This window comes from Phaeobacter sp. SYSU ZJ3003 (assembly GCF_041300735.1).
Classification (GTDB): domain Bacteria; phylum Pseudomonadota; class Alphaproteobacteria; order Rhodobacterales; family Rhodobacteraceae; genus Phycobacter; species Phycobacter gallaeciensis_A.
Genome location: NZ_PXNU01000017.1, coordinates 1 through 16074 on the forward strand (window position 1 = coordinate 1; position 16074 = coordinate 16074).

Consider the following 16074-nt stretch of genomic DNA (forward strand, 5'->3'; position numbering starts at 1 on the left):
CTACAGGGGCGGCCCAGCCATGCCCATAACCGGCTGCTGACCTCGGCGGTTCTGGACGCGGATGAGCGCCGCCTTGTCGCCCGCACCATCAGTGACAAGCTGCAAGGCGCCACCGCCCCGGTCGCGGTGCTGCTGCCCGAGCAGGGCTGCAACGAATGGGACCGCCCCGGCGGCGATCTGCACGATGCCGAGGGATTGTCGGCCTTTTGCGATGAAATGCGCGCGGCCTGCCCGGGCAATGCGACATTGCACGCGCTGGACTGCCATATCAACGACGCAGCCTTCGCTGAGAAGGCGCTTGAGATCTTCGACGGCTGGGTGGCTGAGGGACTGATTCCGCAGGGATAGACGTCTGCGCGCCTGCCGGATCACCAAATCTTGAAAGCGCAACAAGGGCGCCCGCGACAGTGGGCGCCCTTGTTGCGCGTTAGGGTTAATAGAATAGGTGTTCGGTGTTTTGCTGCCGAAAATACTTCCTGCGCGCAATGATATTACTTGCCAGGCGAAGGGACGCGGCCTAGGGTGCTGTCAAATTAGTGGAACAATGTTCTACATAGTGGAATAGGGATTGACAGTCAGACCGCTGGCCTGAATTCTGCGGCTCCGCAGATGACGCCGGGTTCTGGCAAGGGCGGCAAACACCGGCCTTGGCGCGCGGAGGAGGGCGTGGCTAGATCCCGACAGGAACAGGGGGCGTGTGCAAAAGGCCAGAGGCCCGCAGCCCCGCCAAGGAGAGGAAAATACGGATGACGGATGCCATTGGATACGAACGCGTTGGGGATATTGCGGTCCTCAAGGCGCAGAACCCGCCGGTAAATGCGCTGGGCCTGGACGTGCGCCAGGGCCTGGTGGACGGGATCGAGCGGGCCGAATCGGAAGGCGCCAAGGCGGTGCTGATCTACGGTGACGGCCGCACCTATTTCGCCGGCGCCGATATCCGCGAATTCGGCAAGCCGCCGCAGGGGCCGTTTCTGCCCGATGTTTGCACCCGCATCGAATCGTCGCCGCTCTTGGTGATTTCGGCGCTTCATGGCACCGCACTGGGCGGCGGTCTGGAAATCGCGCTTGGCTCGCACTATCGCATCGCCGTGCCTTCCGCGCGTATCGGTCTGCCGGAAGTGCTGATCGGCGTGATGCCGGGCGCCGGTGGCACCCAGCGTCTGCCGCGTCTGATTGGTATTGACGCCTCGGTTGACGTGATCACCTCGGGCCGTCAGGTCGGCGCCAAGGAAGCTTTGAGCCTCGGCATTCTGGACCGCGTCGAAGAGGGCGAGCCACGCGAGATCGGCCTTGCCTATGCGCAGGAACTGCTGGATCAGGGCGCCCCGCGCCGCGCCATCAGCGAAATGCCCGCGCCCGAAGCCGTCGATTTCGATGCGCTTTATGACTCTGTGCTGAAAAAAGGCCGCGGCCTTCTGGCGCCTGCGGTTGCGATCCGCGGCATTCAGGCCTGCTGCGAGTTGCCCTTTGACGAGGGCATGAAGCGTGAGCGGGAACTCTTCATGGAGCTGATGAGCACCGATCAGCGGCAGGGCATGATCCATGCCTTCTTCTCGGAACGCGCAGTCAGCAAGCTGCCGGAACTGAAGGGCGTTGAGCCGCGCGCGCTGAACAGCCTCGGCGTTATCGGTGGCGGCACCATGGGGGCAGGCATCGCCACGGCAGCGCTGCTGGCCGGTCTGCCTGTCGTAATGCTGGAGATGACCGCCGAGGCCGCCGAAGCCGCCAAGGGCCGCATCGCGGGCAACCTTCAGGGCGCGCTGAAGCGCGGCAAGATCAGCCAGGAGAAGTTCGACCATCTGACCGGTGAGGCGCTGACTCTCGCCACCGATTACGATGCACTGAGCGATGTCGATCTGGTGATCGAGGCTGTCTTCGAAGAAATGGGCGTCAAGAAAGAGGTCTTTGGTAAGCTGGATGCCGTCTGCAAGAAAGGCGCGATCCTGGCCTCTAACACTTCGTATCTCGATGTGAACGAGATCGCCGCCAGCACCTCGCGTCCCGAGGATGTGATCGGTCTGCACTTCTTCTCTCCGGCGCATGTGATGAAGCTCTTGGAGATTGTTGTTGCCGACAAGACCGCGCTCGACGTGGTTGCCACCGGGTTCGAGCTGGGCAAGCGGCTCAAGAAAATCTCGGTCCGCGCCGGCGTCTGCGATGGTTTCATCGGCAACCGGATCCTTGCCACCTATCGCAAGGCGGCCGATCACATGGTTCTGGACGGTGCCTCTCCGTACCAGATTGACAAGGCGCTGACCGATTTCGGTTTCGCCATGGGGCCTTTCGCGGTGGCGGATCTGGCGGGGCTCGACATCGGCTGGGCCGTGCGCAAGCGCAAGCGCGCCGAGGGCATGGACCCGCGCGAGCGTGACAGCAGCTACATGGACAAAATCTGTGAGGCGGGCAACTTTGGCCAGAAGACCGGCAAGGGCTATTACGTCTACGAGGCAGGCAAGCGCGGCGGCACCCCGAACCCCGAGGTGACCGAGTTGATCGAGGCAGAGCGCGCCGAGAAGGGCATCACCCCGAAAGAGTTCACCGACGAAGAGATCGTGACCCGCTACATGGCGGCCATGGTCAATGAGGCCGCCAAGGTGGTGGGCGAAGGTATCGCGCGCCGTCCGCTGGACGTCGATATGACGCTGCTCTTCGGCTACGGCTTCCCGCGCTATCGTGGCGGGCCGCTGAAATGGGCCGACATGCAGGGGCTGGATACGCTTCTGGCGAACATCAAATCCTACGCCGAAGAAGACGATTATTTCTGGCAGCCCGCGCCGCTGCTGGAGCAGTTGGTTGCCGAGGGGCGCACATTCGACGATCTGAACAAGGAAAACAGCTGATATGAAAGAAGTCGTTATCGTCTCTGCCGCCCGTACCGGGCTGGCCAAATCCTTTAGGGGATCCTTCAACATGACCCACGGCGCCACCATGGGCGGTGCCGCGGTCGAGGCCGCGATGGCCCGCGCCGGGATCGAAGGCGCCGAGATCGAGGATTGCATCATGGGCTGCGGCGCTCCCGAAGGGGAAACCGGCGCCAATATCGCCCGCCAGATTGCTCTGCGCGCCGGTCTGCCGGTCACCGCATCGGGCATGACCGTGAACCGCTTCTGCTCCTCAGGTCTGCAGACCATCGCCTTGGCGGCGCAGCAGATCATCTGCGAAGGCGCAGGCCCGATGGTGGCAGGCGGGGTGGAAAGCATCTCGATGGTGCAGCCGAAACTGCGCCCCGTGCAGGAAGCCTGGCTGAAAGAGCACAAGCCTGCCGTCTATATGACCATGATCGAAACCGCTGATATCGTGGCCGATCGCTATGGCATCAGCCGCGAAGATCAGGACGCCTATGGTCTGCGCAGCCAGCAGCGTATCGCTGCGGCGCAGGAAGCCGGCCTGTTCAAGGATGAGATCATTCCCGTCTCCACCACCATGGCGGTGAAGGACAAGGAAACCGGTGAGATCTCGATGAAAGACGTTGTCGTGGACCGCGACGAATGCAACCGTCCCTCGACCACGCTCGACGGTCTCGCTGGTCTGGCGCCGGTGCGCGGCGACGGCAACTTCATCACCGCAGGCAACGCCAGCCAATTGTCCGATGGCGCCGCTGCCGTGGTGCTGATGGAAGCCAAGGAGGCCGAGAAGCGTGGGCTTGAGGCTATGGGCGCCTTCAAAGGCTTCTGCGTTGCAGGCTGCGAGCCGGACGAGATGGGCATCGGCCCGGTCTTTGCCGTGCCGCGGCTGCTGGAACGCCACGGGCTGACGGTGGATGACATCGATATCTGGGAGCTGAACGAAGCCTTCGCGAGCCAGGCGCTCTACTGCCGCGACCGTTTGGGTATCGATGACGAGAAATGCAACGTCAACGGCGGCTCAATCGCCATCGGTCACCCCTTTGGCATGACCGGCGCCCGTATGACCGGCCACATCCTGCGCGAAGGCAAGCGCCGGGGCGCCAAGCTGGGCGTCGTCACCATGTGTGTCGGCGGCGGCATGGGCGCAGCGGGCCTGTTCGAAATCTACTGAACCGCAATCAAAGACCACGCGGCACCCGGTGGGCAGTCATCGCCCGCCGGATGTCGCCCGGCCCGATTGGATCGTGCCAAAGGGCCATGAGGAGAATGAAATGGATCTGAGTTACACCCCCGAAGAACAGGCCTTCCGCGAGGAGGTGCAGCATTTTCTGGACGAGAAACTGCCCAAGGAAATGTCGGATGCGGTCCGCGAGGGACGCAGCCTCGGCAAGGAAGGCCACGAACGCTGGCATGCCATCCTGAACGAACAGGGCTGGCTGGCGCCGAATTGGCCGCGCGAATTTGGCGGCTGCGAATGGAATGCCGTGCAGCGCCATATCTTCGAAGAGGAATGCTGCCGCGCCCATGCACCGCGCATCGTGCCCTTTGGCCTGACCATGCTGGCGCCGGTGTTGCAGAAATTCGGATCCAAGGAACAGCAGGACTATTACCTGCCCAAGATCCTGAGTGGCGAACACTGGTGGTGCCAGGGCTATTCCGAGCCGGGCGCGGGCTCTGACCTTGCCAGCCTGAAAACCAAGGCGGTGCGCGATGGCGACCACTATATCGTCAACGGCCAGAAGACCTGGACCACGCTGGGCCAGCACGCCAACTGGATCTTCTGCCTGGTGCGCACCGACCCCGATGCCAAGCAGCAGGAAGGCATTTCCTTCCTTCTGATCGATATGGACACGCCGGGCATCGAAGTGCGCCCGATCATCCTGCTGGACGGCACCCACGAGGTGAATGAAGTCTGGTTCACCGATGTGAAAGTGCCGGTGGAAAACCTGGTGGGCGAGGAAAACAAGGGCTGGACCTACGCCAAGTACCTCCTGACCCATGAACGTACCAATATCGCGGGTGTCGGATTCAGCCAGGCCGGTCTGGATGCGGTGAAACGTCTGGCGCGGGTGCAGATGCACAAGGGCCGCCCGCTGATCGAAAACCCCTATTTCGCGGCCCGCATGGCGCAGGCGGAGATCGATCTGATGGCCATGTCTACCACCAACCTGCGCATCATCTCGGCGGCTGCCTCCGGTCAGGCGCCGGGTGTCGAAAGCTCGATGCTGAAGGTGAAGGGCACCGAAATCCGTCAGGAAATCAACGATATGGCGCGCCGGGCCGCAGGCGTTTACGCGATGCCCTTTGCCTCCGAAGCGGTGGAAGGCGGCAACGAACCGCCGGTCGGCCCCGAAGGCACGGCTGCCGTTGCCGCGCAGTATTTCAACAACCGCAAACTGTCGATCTTTGGCGGTTCCAACGAAATCCAGAAGAACATCATCGCAAAAGTGAAAATGGGAGGCCGGGCATGAACTTCGACCTGACCGAAGAGCGGCAGATGCTGCAGGACAGCCTGCGTCGCTTCCTGTCGGACCGCTACACGACATCCGTGCGCAACGACATCCTGGAAAGCGAGACGGGTTTCTCCGCTGACATCTGGGGACAGCTGGCCGAACTGGGTGTCATCGGTGCGCTGTTTTCCGAGGAAGACGGCGGGTTTGGCGGCGCCGGTTTCGATATCTCCACCGTGTTCGAGGAACTGGGCCGTGCTGGCGTGGTTGAGCCGCTGCTGGACACCGCGCTGCTGGGCGGTGGTCTGATCGCGGCACTGGGCAATGACGATCAGAAGGCCCTCGTCGAAGAGGTGATCGGCGGCGGCGTGCAGCTGGCCTTTGCGCACGGCGAGCCGAACAGCCGCTACGAGTTGTCTCGGGTGGAAACCACGGCCAAGACCGAGGGCGATCAGATCGTTCTGAACGGGCGCAAGGCCGTCGTCGTCAACGCCGAGGCCGCCGATCACCTGGTGATCTCTGCCCGCGAAAGCGGCGCGGCGGATGCGACCGATGGGATCTCGCTGTTCCTGGTGCCCCGCGATGCCGAGGGCCTGTCGCTGCGCGGCTATGCGCTGCTGGCTGGTGGTCGCGCTGCCGAGGTCGAGCTGGATAACCTGCGCCTGCCTGCCTCTGCTCGTCTGGGCGATGCTGGCGCCGCATGGTCTGCCATGGCCGGGGTCTTTGCCCGCGCCGAGGTGGCGCTGGCTGCCGAAACCCTGGGCGCGATGGAAACCGCGACCGAGCTTACCCGTCAGTACCTGCTGACCCGCAGCCAATTTGGCCGCCCGATCGGCACCTTCCAGGCGCTGCAGCACCGGGTGGCGGACCTGCTGATCGAGATCGAGCAGGCGCGCTCGGCGGTGATCAACGCGGCCGGCCATCTGGAAGGCGACGCGCGGATGCGCGATCTCAACGTGGCGGCGGCGCGCAACCTGATTGGCCGTGCAGGTCGTCTGGTGGCCGAGGATTCGATCCAGCTGCACGGCGGTATCGCCATGACGCAGGAATACGAACTGGCCCATATCGCCAAACGGATCGTCATGGCGGAGCACCGCTTTGGTGATGCGGACACGCAGCTGGAGCGTTTTCTTGACCTCAGCGCCGCGTGATACCGGCGAGGTCCGCCTGATCGAGGAACCCGGTTGCCAGCAGATGGTTGGCTACCGGACCGAGGTCGATACCCGGGATGGCTCCTGCACCGTGACGCTGGAGCTGGAGCCCCGGCATATGAACCGCCATGGCATCGTCCATGGCGGCATGGTGGCCACGGTTCTGGATGTGGTCTGCGGCAATACTGCAATGCAGTTCTTCGATCCGGACGGAAACGCGGACCTGGTCACCGTTTCGCTGAACCTCTCCTATGTGGGGTCGACGCGGACCGGGGCCATTACGGCCCGCGCCCGGCCTACGGGGGGCGGCAAAAGCATCGCCTATGTCTATGGCGAGCTGTTTGATGACACCGGCCGCCTGCTGGCCACGGCAAACGGAATTTTCAAGAGGATACGGAAATGACCCGACGTGCACGGATGGACGATCTTGGCGACCGCGCGGTTGTCGTGAATATGAACCCGGACCGCCGGGGCGCCCTGTCGCAGGATCTTTACGACGCCATTCAGGCGGCGCTGGATCTGGCGCAGGAGCCGCGCATCCGCGCTGTGCTGCTGACCTCGGAAGGTGGGTTTTTCTGCGCGGGCGGCGATCTCAACGTGCTGATTGAACGTCGCGGCCTCAGCGAGGACGAGCGCCGCGCCAAGGTCAACAACCTGCATGATCTGATGCGGGGGATCCGGGACTGCCCGGTGCCGGTGATCGCCGCAGTCGAGGGCGGCGCGGCCGGGGCCGGTCTGTCGCTGGCGCTGGCAGCGGATCTGATCGTGGCCTCTTATGGGGCGAAATTCACCGCCGCCTACGTCAAGGCGGGACTGGTGCCCGATGGCGGGCTGACGGCCTCGCTGGCGCGGATGCTGCCGCGTCCGCTGGCGATGGAAATGTGCCTTTTGGGTCGGCCGGTGACAGCCGGACAGATGGCTGCGCTCGGCGCGGTCAATCAGGTGGTGGCGCCGCAGCGCGTTCTTGGCGCGGCGCACAGCCTTGCCGATGCGCTGGCCCAGGGCCCGCGCGCGGCGCAGGGCACCATCCGGCATCTGGTCTCCAGCGCCTATGAGGCGGCAGAAACTGCACAGCTTGATGCGGAATGCGCCGCCATGGCCCGTGCGGCTGGCGGCGAGGAGGCAGGCGAGGGCATCGCGGCCTTCCTGGAAAAACGCGCTCCGCAGTTCAGCGGCTAGGGTCCGGCCCGCACAGGGCCTGCACCCACGACATAACCGGCGCCGGATTTGGGAGGAGAGGGCAATGGAACGATGGCATGATTTACTGGCCGCGCAGGTGGCCGAGCGGCCGGAGGCTGCGGCCTTTTCCGACAGTGGCGGCACCGCCTGGAGCTATGCCGAGCTTTCGACAGCCGTAGAGGCGGTGGCCGAGCATCTGCGGAAGGTTGGCGTGCAGCCGCGTGACCGGGTCATGGTCTTGTCGGAAAACTGCTGCGCGGCGGTGGCGGCGATGCTTGGCGCCTCGCGGATCGGGGCCATCGCGGTGCCGGTCAATGCAAGGATGAGCGCGGGGGAAGTGGACCGGATCCTGTCCCACGCGCGCCCGGCGGCGGTGCTGTGCACCTCCGCGATTTCCCTCGAGGCCGAAGCCCATGCCGCGCGGATTGAGGCACGCGAGATCCGTGGCGCCTTTGGCGCTCTGCATCTGGCCTGCCCCTATGCCTCAAATCCCGATGCCCCGGAGGAGGTGGCGGTTCTGCTTTACACCACTGGCACCACCGGCGCGCCAAAGGGGGTGATGCTGACCCATGCGAACCTTCTGTTTGGCGGCAAATCCTCGGCCGAGCTGCGCGATATGGGGCCGGGTGATGTGATCTATGGCGTGTTGCCGATGACCCATGTCTTTGGCCTTGCTTCGGTGATGACGGCGGCGATCCTGTCCGGGGCCGAGGTCTGGCTGGAGGCGCGTTTCTCGGCGGCGAAACTCTATGAGGCGCTGCGCCGGGGCGTAACGCGTCTGGCGGCGGTGCCGCAGATGCACGCGCTGGTGATGCAATACGCCAAGGAACAGGGGCTGGAGCACCTCAGCAGCGAGGTTTTGCAGTACGTTTCGTCCGGGGCGGCGCCGCTGGATCCCGAATGGAAGCGCAAGGCCGAAGGGTTTTACGGGGTGGCCCTGCAGAATGGCTATGGAATGACCGAGACCACTGCCGGGGTCTGCGCCACCAAGAACAGCCAGCTGGGGGATCCTGACATTTCCACCGGTCCGCCGATGCCCGGGGTCGAGGTGCGCATCGATGAGAGCGTTCCGGGCGGCGGTGATGGGCTGGGGGAGGTTCTGGCGCGTGGGCCGAACATCATGCTGGGCTATTATCGCAACCCCGAGGAAACCGCCAAGGTGCTGGACGCAGAAGGCTGGATGCACACTGGTGACATGGGCCGTCTGGACGCCCGCGGGTTCCTGCATATCGAGGGGCGCTCGAAGGAGTTGATCATCCACGGTGGTTTCAACGTCTTCCCGCCCGAGGTGGAGGCGGCGCTGAATGCCCATCCGCAGGTGGTGCAATCCGCTGTGGTCGGGCGCAGGGTCAGCAGCGATGAAGAGGTTCTGGCCTTTGTGCAGGTGGTGCCGGGGGATGCGCCGGATCCGGCAGAGCTGATGGCTTTCGTGCGGGGGCAGCTGGCCGGGTACAAATGTCCCGCGCTGATCGTCCCGGTCGAAGCCTTGCCTGCGGCGCCGACGGGCAAGATCCTGAAGCACAAATTGCTGGAGACTTTTGCGGACCGGCTGCAAGAGGCGTGAACTGCAAGAGGCGTGAGCGGGGCGCTCCCGTCCCCGGACGGGCGGCCTGCGGGGCACGCCTTGTGCGGGGTTGGGCGTGGCGCCGCTGCGCGGCGCAGGGAAAGATCTGCTGAGAGGCGTTTCAGGGGCAGGTCTGCCCTGAAAGCGCGACGTCCAGTGTTGGGCCGGGAGAGCGCCGCCTCAAGGGGAAACCGCGCCCGTGGCGCGGCTGCAGTCGCAGCCCTTGACCCGCCGCTCTCCCTCAGATGCCGTCTCCGATGGAGACGGCGGCGGGAGGGGAGCTTCCCTCAGGTCCAGGTGCCTTCGGCGGCGGCGCGGATGGCGCGGATGTTTTCGCCATAGACGCCCGGGTTATCGACCGAGCCGCCGCGGAAGACCGCGGAACCTGCCACCAGCACATCGGCGCCGGCCTTGGTCACCAGCGGCGCGGTGCTGGGATCGACGCCGCCGTCGATTTCAATGTGCACAGGCCGATCGCCAATCATCTGGCGCAGGGTTGCGATCTTGCCGGTCATGTCGATGAATTTCTGCCCCCCAAAGCCGGGGTTCACCGTCATCACGCAGATGAGGTCGGTGAGGTCGAGAAGATGCGCCACAGCCTCGGCCGGGGTGCCGGGATTGAGTGCAACGCCGGCCTTCATGCCTGCCGCGCGAATGGCTTGCAGGGTGCGGTGAATATGCGGGCCTGCCTCGACATGGGCGGTCAGAACATCGGCGCCCGCATCGGCATAGGCGTCGATATAGGGATCCACCGGCGCGATCATCAGGTGCACATCCATCACCGTTTTTACATGCGGGCGGAAGGCTTTGACCGCTGCCGGACCAAAGGTGAGGTTCGGCACGAAATGCCCGTCCATCACGTCCACATGGACCCAGTCGGCGCCTTCGGCCTCGATGGCCTGGATTTCCTGGCCGAAGTTGGCGAAATCGGCGGAGAGGATGGAGGGGGCGATCTTAACACTGCGGTCAAAGGACATGGGAGGGGTTCCTGCATACTGGGGCGCTGGTGGAGGGTCTTCTGCGCATATAGACTGGCGCGGGCGCGGTTTACAGGGGGCAGTTTGTCCTTGCCCGCTATTTACACCCGTTGCCCTGTGGCCCGTGGCCCTTGGTGCGCTCTGTGACGCGGGCATGACGGTTTTGGCACCGCGGGGCAGTCCGCGTTACAAATAATTCACCGCGATTACACAAATGATTTGAGGAGCACCGTTAGGCAGTCCTGGAAACGAACGGGGGCCGATTGTGCTGCGCATAGAAAAACTCACCAAACGCTTTGGCGACAAGACCGCGGTGGATACCGCGACTCTCGACATCGACAAGCCCTGCATGATCGGCATTATCGGCCGCTCCGGTGCGGGAAAATCGACCCTGCTGCGCATGATCAACCGTCTGGGCGATGCCAGTGAAGGGCAGATCCTGTTCGAAGGGCGCGATGTGACCCGGCTGAAAGGGCGTGAGAAGCGCGCCTGGCAGTCGGACTGCGCGATGATCTTTCAGCAGTTCAACCTGGTGCCGCGCATGGATGTGGTGTCGAACGTGCTGCATGGCACGCTCAACCGCCGCTCGGCGCTGGCGACCATGTTCAACCTTTATCCGATGGAAGACATCCACCGGGCGATCGACATTCTGGACCGTCTGGGCATTGCCGAACACGCGGCCAAGCGGGCCGAGGCCTTGTCGGGCGGGCAGCAACAGCGCGTCGCCATCGCCCGCGCCCTGATGCAGGACCCGAAGATCATCCTGGCGGATGAACCCATTGCCTCACTCGATCCGATGAATGCCCAGACCGTGATGGAGGCGCTGCGCCGCATCCACGAAGAAGACGGGCGCACCGTCATCGCCAATCTGCATACGCTCGATACCGCGCGCCGCTATTGCGACCGGGTGGTGGGGATGCGGGACGGGCGCATCGTCTTTGACGGGCTACCCGAGCAGCTGACCACCGGCGTTGCCCGCGAGATCTACGGCGCCGGCGCCGATTTTTCTGAAGCCGCCACATCCACCGAGATCGAAACGCTGACGCGTACCGAAGGCCCCATCCGCGAGGCCGAGGCCGCCGCGCTCTGATCTTCACCCTCTTTCATCATCCCAAAGTCACAAGGCTTTGGGCCCAAACCAAACCGGAGTGACCTAGAGATGAAAAAACTGATTGCTGCCGCCCTGATGACAACTGCCCTGACCACACCGGTCATGGCCGAGGACATTCAGGAATTCCGCATCGGCATCCTTGGCGGTGAAAACGCCCAGGATCGCATGAACAACAACGAGTGCCTGCGCGCCAAGACCGAAGATCTGCTGGGCGTCGAAACCAAGCTGTTCGCCCCCGCTGATTATAACGGCGTGATCCAGGGTCTGCTGGGCGGCACCATCGACATGGCCTGGCTGGGCGCCTCTGGCTATGCCAAGACCTTCCTGTCCGACCCCGAAGCGGTTGAGCCGATCCTGGTGAAAGTGAACAACGACGGTGGCTACGGCTACTACTCGGTTGGTTTTGCCCGCAAGGACAGCGGCATCACTGCGCTGGAAGACGTCAAAGGCAAGGTCTTCGGTTTTGGTGACCCGAACTCCACCTCCGGCTTCCTGATCCCCTCGATCGAGATCCCGCAGGCAACCGGCGCCAGCATGACTTCGGGCGACTACTTTGGTGAAGTGAAGTTCACCGGCGGTCATGAGCAGACCATCGTTGCGGTCAACAACGGCGATATCGACGCCGGTGTGACCTGGGCCGACGGCCTGGGCAACTGGGAAGACGGCTACAACTCCGGCGCCCTGCGCAAGGCGGTTGATGCCGGTCTCGTCGACATGAACGACTTGGTCAAAATCTGGCAGTCCAAGCCGATCCCGGAAGGCCCCGTTGTTCTGCGCAAGGACCTGCCCGAAAACGTCAAGGTCAAGATGACCGGCCTGATGGCAAGCCTCAAATCCATGGATGCAGATTGCTTCTACGGTGTGGCTGCAGGTGAAGCCAAAGGCTTCATGCCGATCACCCACGACGCCTACGAGGTGATCATCGAAGCACGCAAATTGAAGTCCAACTGATTTTAGGACCAATGCGGCGGGGTCCGGTCTTTGTGCCGGGCCCCGTATTCCTCTGACGCGCGCCCTTGCAGGGGCGTCCCTGCGATCAGAGGCCCATCTGAACACCAATATACCCCCAGGAAACCCCATGGCAGATCTGACAGCGGCCCCGCCTTCCGGTGCCTCCTCGACCGAGGCCATCCGCGCCGAATATGTCGACCTCACCCGGCGCAAGCGTCTTTACGGGACGATCCTCCTGATCGTCTTTGTTGCCATGATGGTGGCCGGGTTCCGCACCGCAGATGACCGCAATGCCGGGTCCTTTGCTGATGGGTTTACCCGAATTTTCGACTACCCGGCCGAGGTGCTGAGCGAAGCTGCCGAGAAGGTGACAGAGCTGCCCGGCCAGGTGGTGCATTTTTTCCCGGCGCTGGTCGAGACGCTGAATATCGCGGCGGCCTCAACCCTGATCGGTGCCATCTTCGGCACGCTTCTGTCGCTTTTGGCGACACGCGGCATGGCGCTTTGGCCGTCGCTGATCCCGGTTTTTCGCCGGGTGATGGATATCTGCCGGGCGATCCCGGAAATCGTCATCGCGCTGGTGCTGATCTTCCTTTTGGGTGGTGGCCCGGTGCCTGCCATGATCGCCATTGCCATCCACACGGCGGGTGCATTGGGCAAGCTGTTTTCCGAGGTGAACGAGAACGCCTCTTTGAAGCCGGTCGAAGGCCTGTCCTCGGTCGGGGCCACCTGGGCACAGCGCATGTGGCTGGGGGTGATCCCGCAGGTGGGGCCGAATTACGTCAGCTATGCGCTGCTGCGGTTTGAAATCAACATTCGCGCCTCGGCGATCCTTGGCTTCGTCGGCGCGGGCGGCATCGGCTACGAGCTGAAGAACGCCATGTCTTGGGGCAAGGGCCGCTACGACGAGGCCGCGGCCATCTTTATCCTCCTGTTCGTCACCATCGTCGTGGTCGATCAGATCTCTGGCAAGCTGCGTGACCGGCTGATCAATGGAGCCAAACAATGACGACTCTGGATGTGAACCCGGGTGCAGGCGCGCGCCGTGACGCCGCCGCGCTGAAGCAGGAGATGGCGGGGCTGTTCCGCACCAAGAAGCTGACGGCCTTTGCGGTGCCGCTGGTGGTGCTGGTCTATATGGCCTACGTCTTTTTCGCCTTCGACGTGCCGGGCCTGTGGGAGCGTGCCAGTCTTGAAAACGCCCGCACTCTTGTCAGCGACAGCTACAGCTACAAGACACATGTGACCCGCGACAACCGCGATGCCTCTGTCTCGGTCGCTATCGAAGGTGAGCGTAAGGGCAGCTACCCAGCAGGCGAGGCGCCGGATTGGGTGAGCCTTGGCGAAACCACGGTAATCGATCTGGAAAACGGCCATACCGTGCGCTTTGGACCTGAAACTGTGGAATATGACATTCCCGGCTACGGCACCGTGCGCGCCACCCCCAGCCGAAGCGCCGGTGTGCAGGCCGAGTTTCCCGCGGGCGATGTACCGGACTGGATCAGCTCCTCGAAGAACCGTCTGGCGATCAAGACCGACGCAGGCCGTCTGACAGTGACCCGCAACCGCTCCGAAGTGTTCCGCTATTTCACCGGCTGGGAGCTGTTCTTCTTCACCCTCGACAGCCCCTATCACGGGATGAGCGCCTCTGCGCTGTTGGGGCGGGCGGCCTCGGGTGAGGCAGGCGCGATCTTCAACGATTTCTGGACCAACAAGATGTGGCGCCATCAGGATGTGGCCTGGGCCATTGGGGAAACGCTGCTTATGGCCTTCCTCGGCACCATCGGTGCGGGCATCGTGGCGCTGCCACTGGCCTTCCTTGCAACCCGCAACTTTATGCCGATCCGCACCCTGCGCTTTGCCACCCGCCGCCTGTTCGATTTCGTGCGCGGGGTGGACAGCCTGATCTGGACGGTTGTGCTGGCGCGCGCATTCGGACCCGGCCCCCTGACAGGTGCCCTGGCGATCCTGGTGACCGATACCGGCACCTTCGGCAAGATCTTCTCGGAGGCGCTGGAGAATGTCGATGAAAAGCAGATCGAAGGCGTGGCCTCGACCGGTGCCAAGCCGGTGCAGCGCTATCGGTTCGGGGTAATCCCGCAGGTAACCCCGGTTCTGCTGTCGCAGCTGCTCTACTTTCTTGAATCCAACACTCGCAGCGCCACGATCATCGGCGCCATCACTGGCGGCGGTATCGGCCTTTTGCTGACCCAGGCGATCATCACCCAGAAGGACTGGGAAGAGGTGGCCTATTACATCGTGCTGATCATCGTGATGGTGATGCTGATGGACTGGTTCTCGGGCATGTTGCGCCGCCGCCTGATCCAGGGCGATCCCGGCAAGCCGCGCCGGGACAAGGCGAAGAAGGGCGAGAAGAAGAACATGCCCTTCGTGCTGCCCTGAGTATGCAAGAGACCGGAACAGGAAAACAGACCATGGCCCGCCTTCAGGCAGATCAGCCGTTCATCCATCCCGATTGCCAGATCACCGGTAGCCATTTCGGTGCCTATGTGGAGATCGGCGCAGGCAGCCGCATCGCGAACAGCCGCTTTGGCGACTACAGCTATTGCGACCGCACCTGCGATATCGCCAATGCGGAGGTGGGGAAGTTCGCCAATATCGCCAGCTTCACCCGCATCGGGGCGACGGATCACCCGATGGAGAAGGCGTCATTGCATCACTTCCTGTATCGGTCTGCCGATTATTGGGATGATGCCGGGGTCGATGAGGACTGGTTCGCCCATCGCGCCAGCCGCATGGCCCGTATCGGCCACGACACCTGGATCGGCCACGGCGCGATGATCAAGCCCGAGGTCACCATCGGCCACGGTGCGGTTGTGGCCTCGGGCAGCGTCGTGACCAAGGACGTCGCCCCCTATGCCATCGTCGGCGGCAACACCGCCCGTCTGATCCGCCGCCGCTACCCCGAAGCGGTGGCCGAGGCGATGATTGAGCTTGCCTGGTGGGACTGGGACAATTCCACCCTGAGGGCCGCGCTGCCGGACTTCCGCGCGCTGAAGGCGGAAGAGTTCCTGGAAAAATACGCTTGAGTTTAGATGGGTGGGGTGCTCCCGCCCGTGTCTGGCCCTTCTGTGAGAAGGGCCGGCCTGGTTGGGCCGGGCGCCGCTTGCGCGGCGCCGGGGCTATTAGGGTGGCGTTGTAGACGTTTGCAAAGTGTGTTGGGCGGGTTTGAGCACGGCGTAGATCACGATGCATACAGCACCGCTTTTCATGTGGACCGAAGAGACGCGATCAACGCGCTGACCATCTCGGATGCGTTGTGTTTCAAAGGATCTCTCACACTGTCGGCAAGTCCGAACATGAGCAGCAATCCCAGTACCGCCGAGTGTATCGCCAGGGCTTCCTGACGCACGCCTTTTGCATCGCTGTCCAGCCTATCCGCAAGGGCGCCATACATCCTGTCGGTCACAGGGTGAATCCTGTCTAGCAGCGCAGCATCGTGAGAGGCTTTGACGCTTTGCTTGATGGTCTGCGGCAACAGGTACATCATCCGAAATCGGTCGAGGTCCTCAAAATGAAATCCGGCGATGGCTCTGACGAATGCATCGACGGCCTCATCGCGCTTCGTGGTCCCGGACACCGACTGTATTGCGGTCTCCGCTTCAGCCTCAAGCCACGGAAGAAACATCGCGGCGAGCAGGTCATGCTTGCTTGGATACCAGTAGAGTACCGCTTGTTTCGTGCACCCCAGACGACGGGCTATCGCATCGAACGATACCGCCGCCAGACCTTCGGATGCCAACAGGTCGCGAGCGGTTTCCAAAATCTGATCACTTGTATTCTTGTGCGGCATCGACACGATCCTTGACTGCTTACCAATGGTA

At 63.2% G+C, this 16074-nt stretch carries 15 protein-coding genes; 13 read left to right on the forward strand and 2 right to left on the reverse strand.

Going from position 1 to position 16074, the window contains the following annotated elements; all coding sequences use genetic code 11:
• The 8 genes from C6W91_RS07685 to C6W91_RS07720 all read left to right on the forward strand — a co-directional run.
• Nucleotides 1-348, forward strand: a 348-nt coding sequence (locus tag C6W91_RS07685; RefSeq protein WP_370570670.1) for a Tm-1-like ATP-binding domain-containing protein, incomplete at its 5' end; no start/stop codon positions are given.
• 398 nt (nucleotides 349-746) lie between these two features.
• Nucleotides 747-2840 carry a 3-hydroxyacyl-CoA dehydrogenase NAD-binding domain-containing protein gene (locus C6W91_RS07690; protein WP_370570671.1) on the forward strand — a complete coding sequence of 698 codons (2094 nt, stop codon included), beginning with the start codon at nucleotides 747-749 and terminating at the stop codon, nucleotides 2838-2840.
• Nucleotide 2841: 1 nt separating this feature from the next.
• Nucleotides 2842-4017 carry an acetyl-CoA C-acyltransferase gene (locus tag C6W91_RS07695; protein WP_274834584.1) on the forward strand — a complete coding sequence of 392 codons (1176 nt, stop codon included), beginning with the start codon at nucleotides 2842-2844 and terminating at the stop codon, nucleotides 4015-4017.
• 100 nt (nucleotides 4018-4117) lie between these two features.
• A complete protein-coding gene (locus C6W91_RS07700; RefSeq protein ID WP_370570672.1) occupies nucleotides 4118-5317 on the forward strand; it encodes an acyl-CoA dehydrogenase family protein in 1200 nt (399 codons plus the stop codon).
• Complete coding sequence (locus C6W91_RS07705) at nucleotides 5314-6447, forward strand: acyl-CoA dehydrogenase family protein (protein WP_370570673.1); 1134 nt, start codon at nucleotides 5314-5316, stop codon at nucleotides 6445-6447. The genes C6W91_RS07700 and C6W91_RS07705 overlap by 4 nt, the downstream gene beginning before the upstream one ends.
• The gene (locus C6W91_RS07710; RefSeq protein ID WP_335645278.1) at nucleotides 6428-6850 is read left to right on the forward strand and encodes a PaaI family thioesterase; all 423 of its coding nucleotides are present in this window, start codon (nucleotides 6428-6430) and stop codon (nucleotides 6848-6850) included. Before C6W91_RS07705 ends, C6W91_RS07710 begins: the two co-directional genes overlap by 20 nt.
• Complete coding sequence (locus C6W91_RS07715; RefSeq protein ID WP_274831383.1) at nucleotides 6847-7626, forward strand: oxepin-CoA hydrolase, alternative type; 780 nt, start codon at nucleotides 6847-6849, stop codon at nucleotides 7624-7626. The genes C6W91_RS07710 and C6W91_RS07715 overlap by 4 nt, the downstream gene beginning before the upstream one ends.
• 64 nt (nucleotides 7627-7690) lie before the next feature.
• Nucleotides 7691-9190 carry a class I adenylate-forming enzyme family protein gene (locus C6W91_RS07720; protein WP_370570674.1) on the forward strand — a complete coding sequence of 500 codons (1500 nt, stop codon included), beginning with the start codon at nucleotides 7691-7693 and terminating at the stop codon, nucleotides 9188-9190.
• Between the two features lie 287 nt (nucleotides 9191-9477).
• Here C6W91_RS07720 and rpe read toward each other — a convergent pair whose 3' ends face one another.
• On the reverse strand, nucleotides 9478-10167 hold the full coding sequence (gene rpe / locus C6W91_RS07725) for a ribulose-phosphate 3-epimerase (RefSeq protein WP_274827645.1): 690 nt from the start codon (nucleotides 10165-10167) through the stop codon (nucleotides 9478-9480).
• A gap of 265 nt (nucleotides 10168-10432) precedes the next feature.
• Here rpe and phnC point away from each other — a divergent pair, with 265 nt between their 5' ends.
• The 5 genes from phnC to C6W91_RS07750 all read left to right on the forward strand — a co-directional run bounded on the left by phnC (nucleotide 10433) and on the right by C6W91_RS07750 (nucleotide 15279).
• Nucleotides 10433-11257, forward strand: a complete 825-nt coding sequence (gene phnC / locus C6W91_RS07730; RefSeq protein WP_274827646.1) for a phosphonate ABC transporter ATP-binding protein — start codon at nucleotides 10433-10435, stop codon at nucleotides 11255-11257.
• A gap of 69 nt (nucleotides 11258-11326) precedes the next feature.
• On the forward strand, nucleotides 11327-12229 hold the full coding sequence (gene phnD / locus C6W91_RS07735; RefSeq protein ID WP_065272583.1) for a phosphonate ABC transporter substrate-binding protein: 903 nt from the start codon (nucleotides 11327-11329) through the stop codon (nucleotides 12227-12229).
• Nucleotides 12230-12356: 127 nt separating this feature from the next.
• Nucleotides 12357-13238: a phosphonate ABC transporter, permease protein PhnE gene (gene phnE / locus C6W91_RS07740; protein WP_274827648.1), complete on the forward strand. Its 882-nt coding sequence runs from the start codon at nucleotides 12357-12359 to the stop codon at nucleotides 13236-13238.
• Nucleotides 13235-14632, forward strand: a complete 1398-nt coding sequence (gene phnE / locus C6W91_RS07745; RefSeq protein WP_274831380.1) for a phosphonate ABC transporter, permease protein PhnE — start codon at nucleotides 13235-13237, stop codon at nucleotides 14630-14632. The genes phnE (C6W91_RS07740) and phnE (C6W91_RS07745) overlap by 4 nt, the downstream gene beginning before the upstream one ends.
• Before the next feature lie 32 nt (nucleotides 14633-14664).
• Nucleotides 14665-15279: a chloramphenicol acetyltransferase gene (locus tag C6W91_RS07750; protein WP_370570675.1), complete on the forward strand. Its 615-nt coding sequence runs from the start codon at nucleotides 14665-14667 to the stop codon at nucleotides 15277-15279.
• 179 nt (nucleotides 15280-15458) lie between these two features.
• Here C6W91_RS07750 and C6W91_RS07755 read toward each other — a convergent pair whose 3' ends face one another.
• The gene (locus tag C6W91_RS07755) at nucleotides 15459-16043 is read right to left on the reverse strand and encodes a TetR/AcrR family transcriptional regulator (protein WP_274827651.1); all 585 of its coding nucleotides are present in this window, start codon (nucleotides 16041-16043) and stop codon (nucleotides 15459-15461) included.
• Nucleotides 16044-16074 lie beyond the last annotated feature (31 nt).

What these genes read in the sequence shown, in the direction of transcription:
- C6W91_RS07695 (WP_274834584.1), top strand. Translation starts at nt 2,842, where the DNA reads ATGAAAGAAGTCGTTATCGTCTCTGCCGCCCGTACCGGGCTGGCCAAA.
- C6W91_RS07755 (WP_274827651.1), bottom strand. Translation starts at nt 16,043, where the DNA reads ATGCCGCACAAGAATACAAGTGATCAGATTTTGGAAACCGCTCGCGAC.
- C6W91_RS07750 (WP_370570675.1), top strand. Translation starts at nt 14,665, where the DNA reads ATGGCCCGCCTTCAGGCAGATCAGCCGTTCATCCATCCCGATTGCCAG.
- C6W91_RS07705 (WP_370570673.1), top strand. Translation starts at nt 5,314, where the DNA reads ATGAACTTCGACCTGACCGAAGAGCGGCAGATGCTGCAGGACAGCCTG.
- C6W91_RS07690 (WP_370570671.1), top strand. Translation starts at nt 747, where the DNA reads ATGACGGATGCCATTGGATACGAACGCGTTGGGGATATTGCGGTCCTC.
- phnE (WP_274831380.1), top strand. Translation starts at nt 13,235, where the DNA reads ATGACGACTCTGGATGTGAACCCGGGTGCAGGCGCGCGCCGTGACGCC.
- C6W91_RS07700 (WP_370570672.1), top strand. Translation starts at nt 4,118, where the DNA reads ATGGATCTGAGTTACACCCCCGAAGAACAGGCCTTCCGCGAGGAGGTG.
- rpe (WP_274827645.1), bottom strand. Translation starts at nt 10,167, where the DNA reads ATGTCCTTTGACCGCAGTGTTAAGATCGCCCCCTCCATCCTCTCCGCC.
- C6W91_RS07720 (WP_370570674.1), top strand. Translation starts at nt 7,691, where the DNA reads ATGGAACGATGGCATGATTTACTGGCCGCGCAGGTGGCCGAGCGGCCG.
- phnE (WP_274827648.1), top strand. Translation starts at nt 12,357, where the DNA reads ATGGCAGATCTGACAGCGGCCCCGCCTTCCGGTGCCTCCTCGACCGAG.
- C6W91_RS07715 (WP_274831383.1), top strand. Translation starts at nt 6,847, where the DNA reads ATGACCCGACGTGCACGGATGGACGATCTTGGCGACCGCGCGGTTGTC.
- phnD (WP_065272583.1), top strand. Translation starts at nt 11,327, where the DNA reads ATGAAAAAACTGATTGCTGCCGCCCTGATGACAACTGCCCTGACCACA.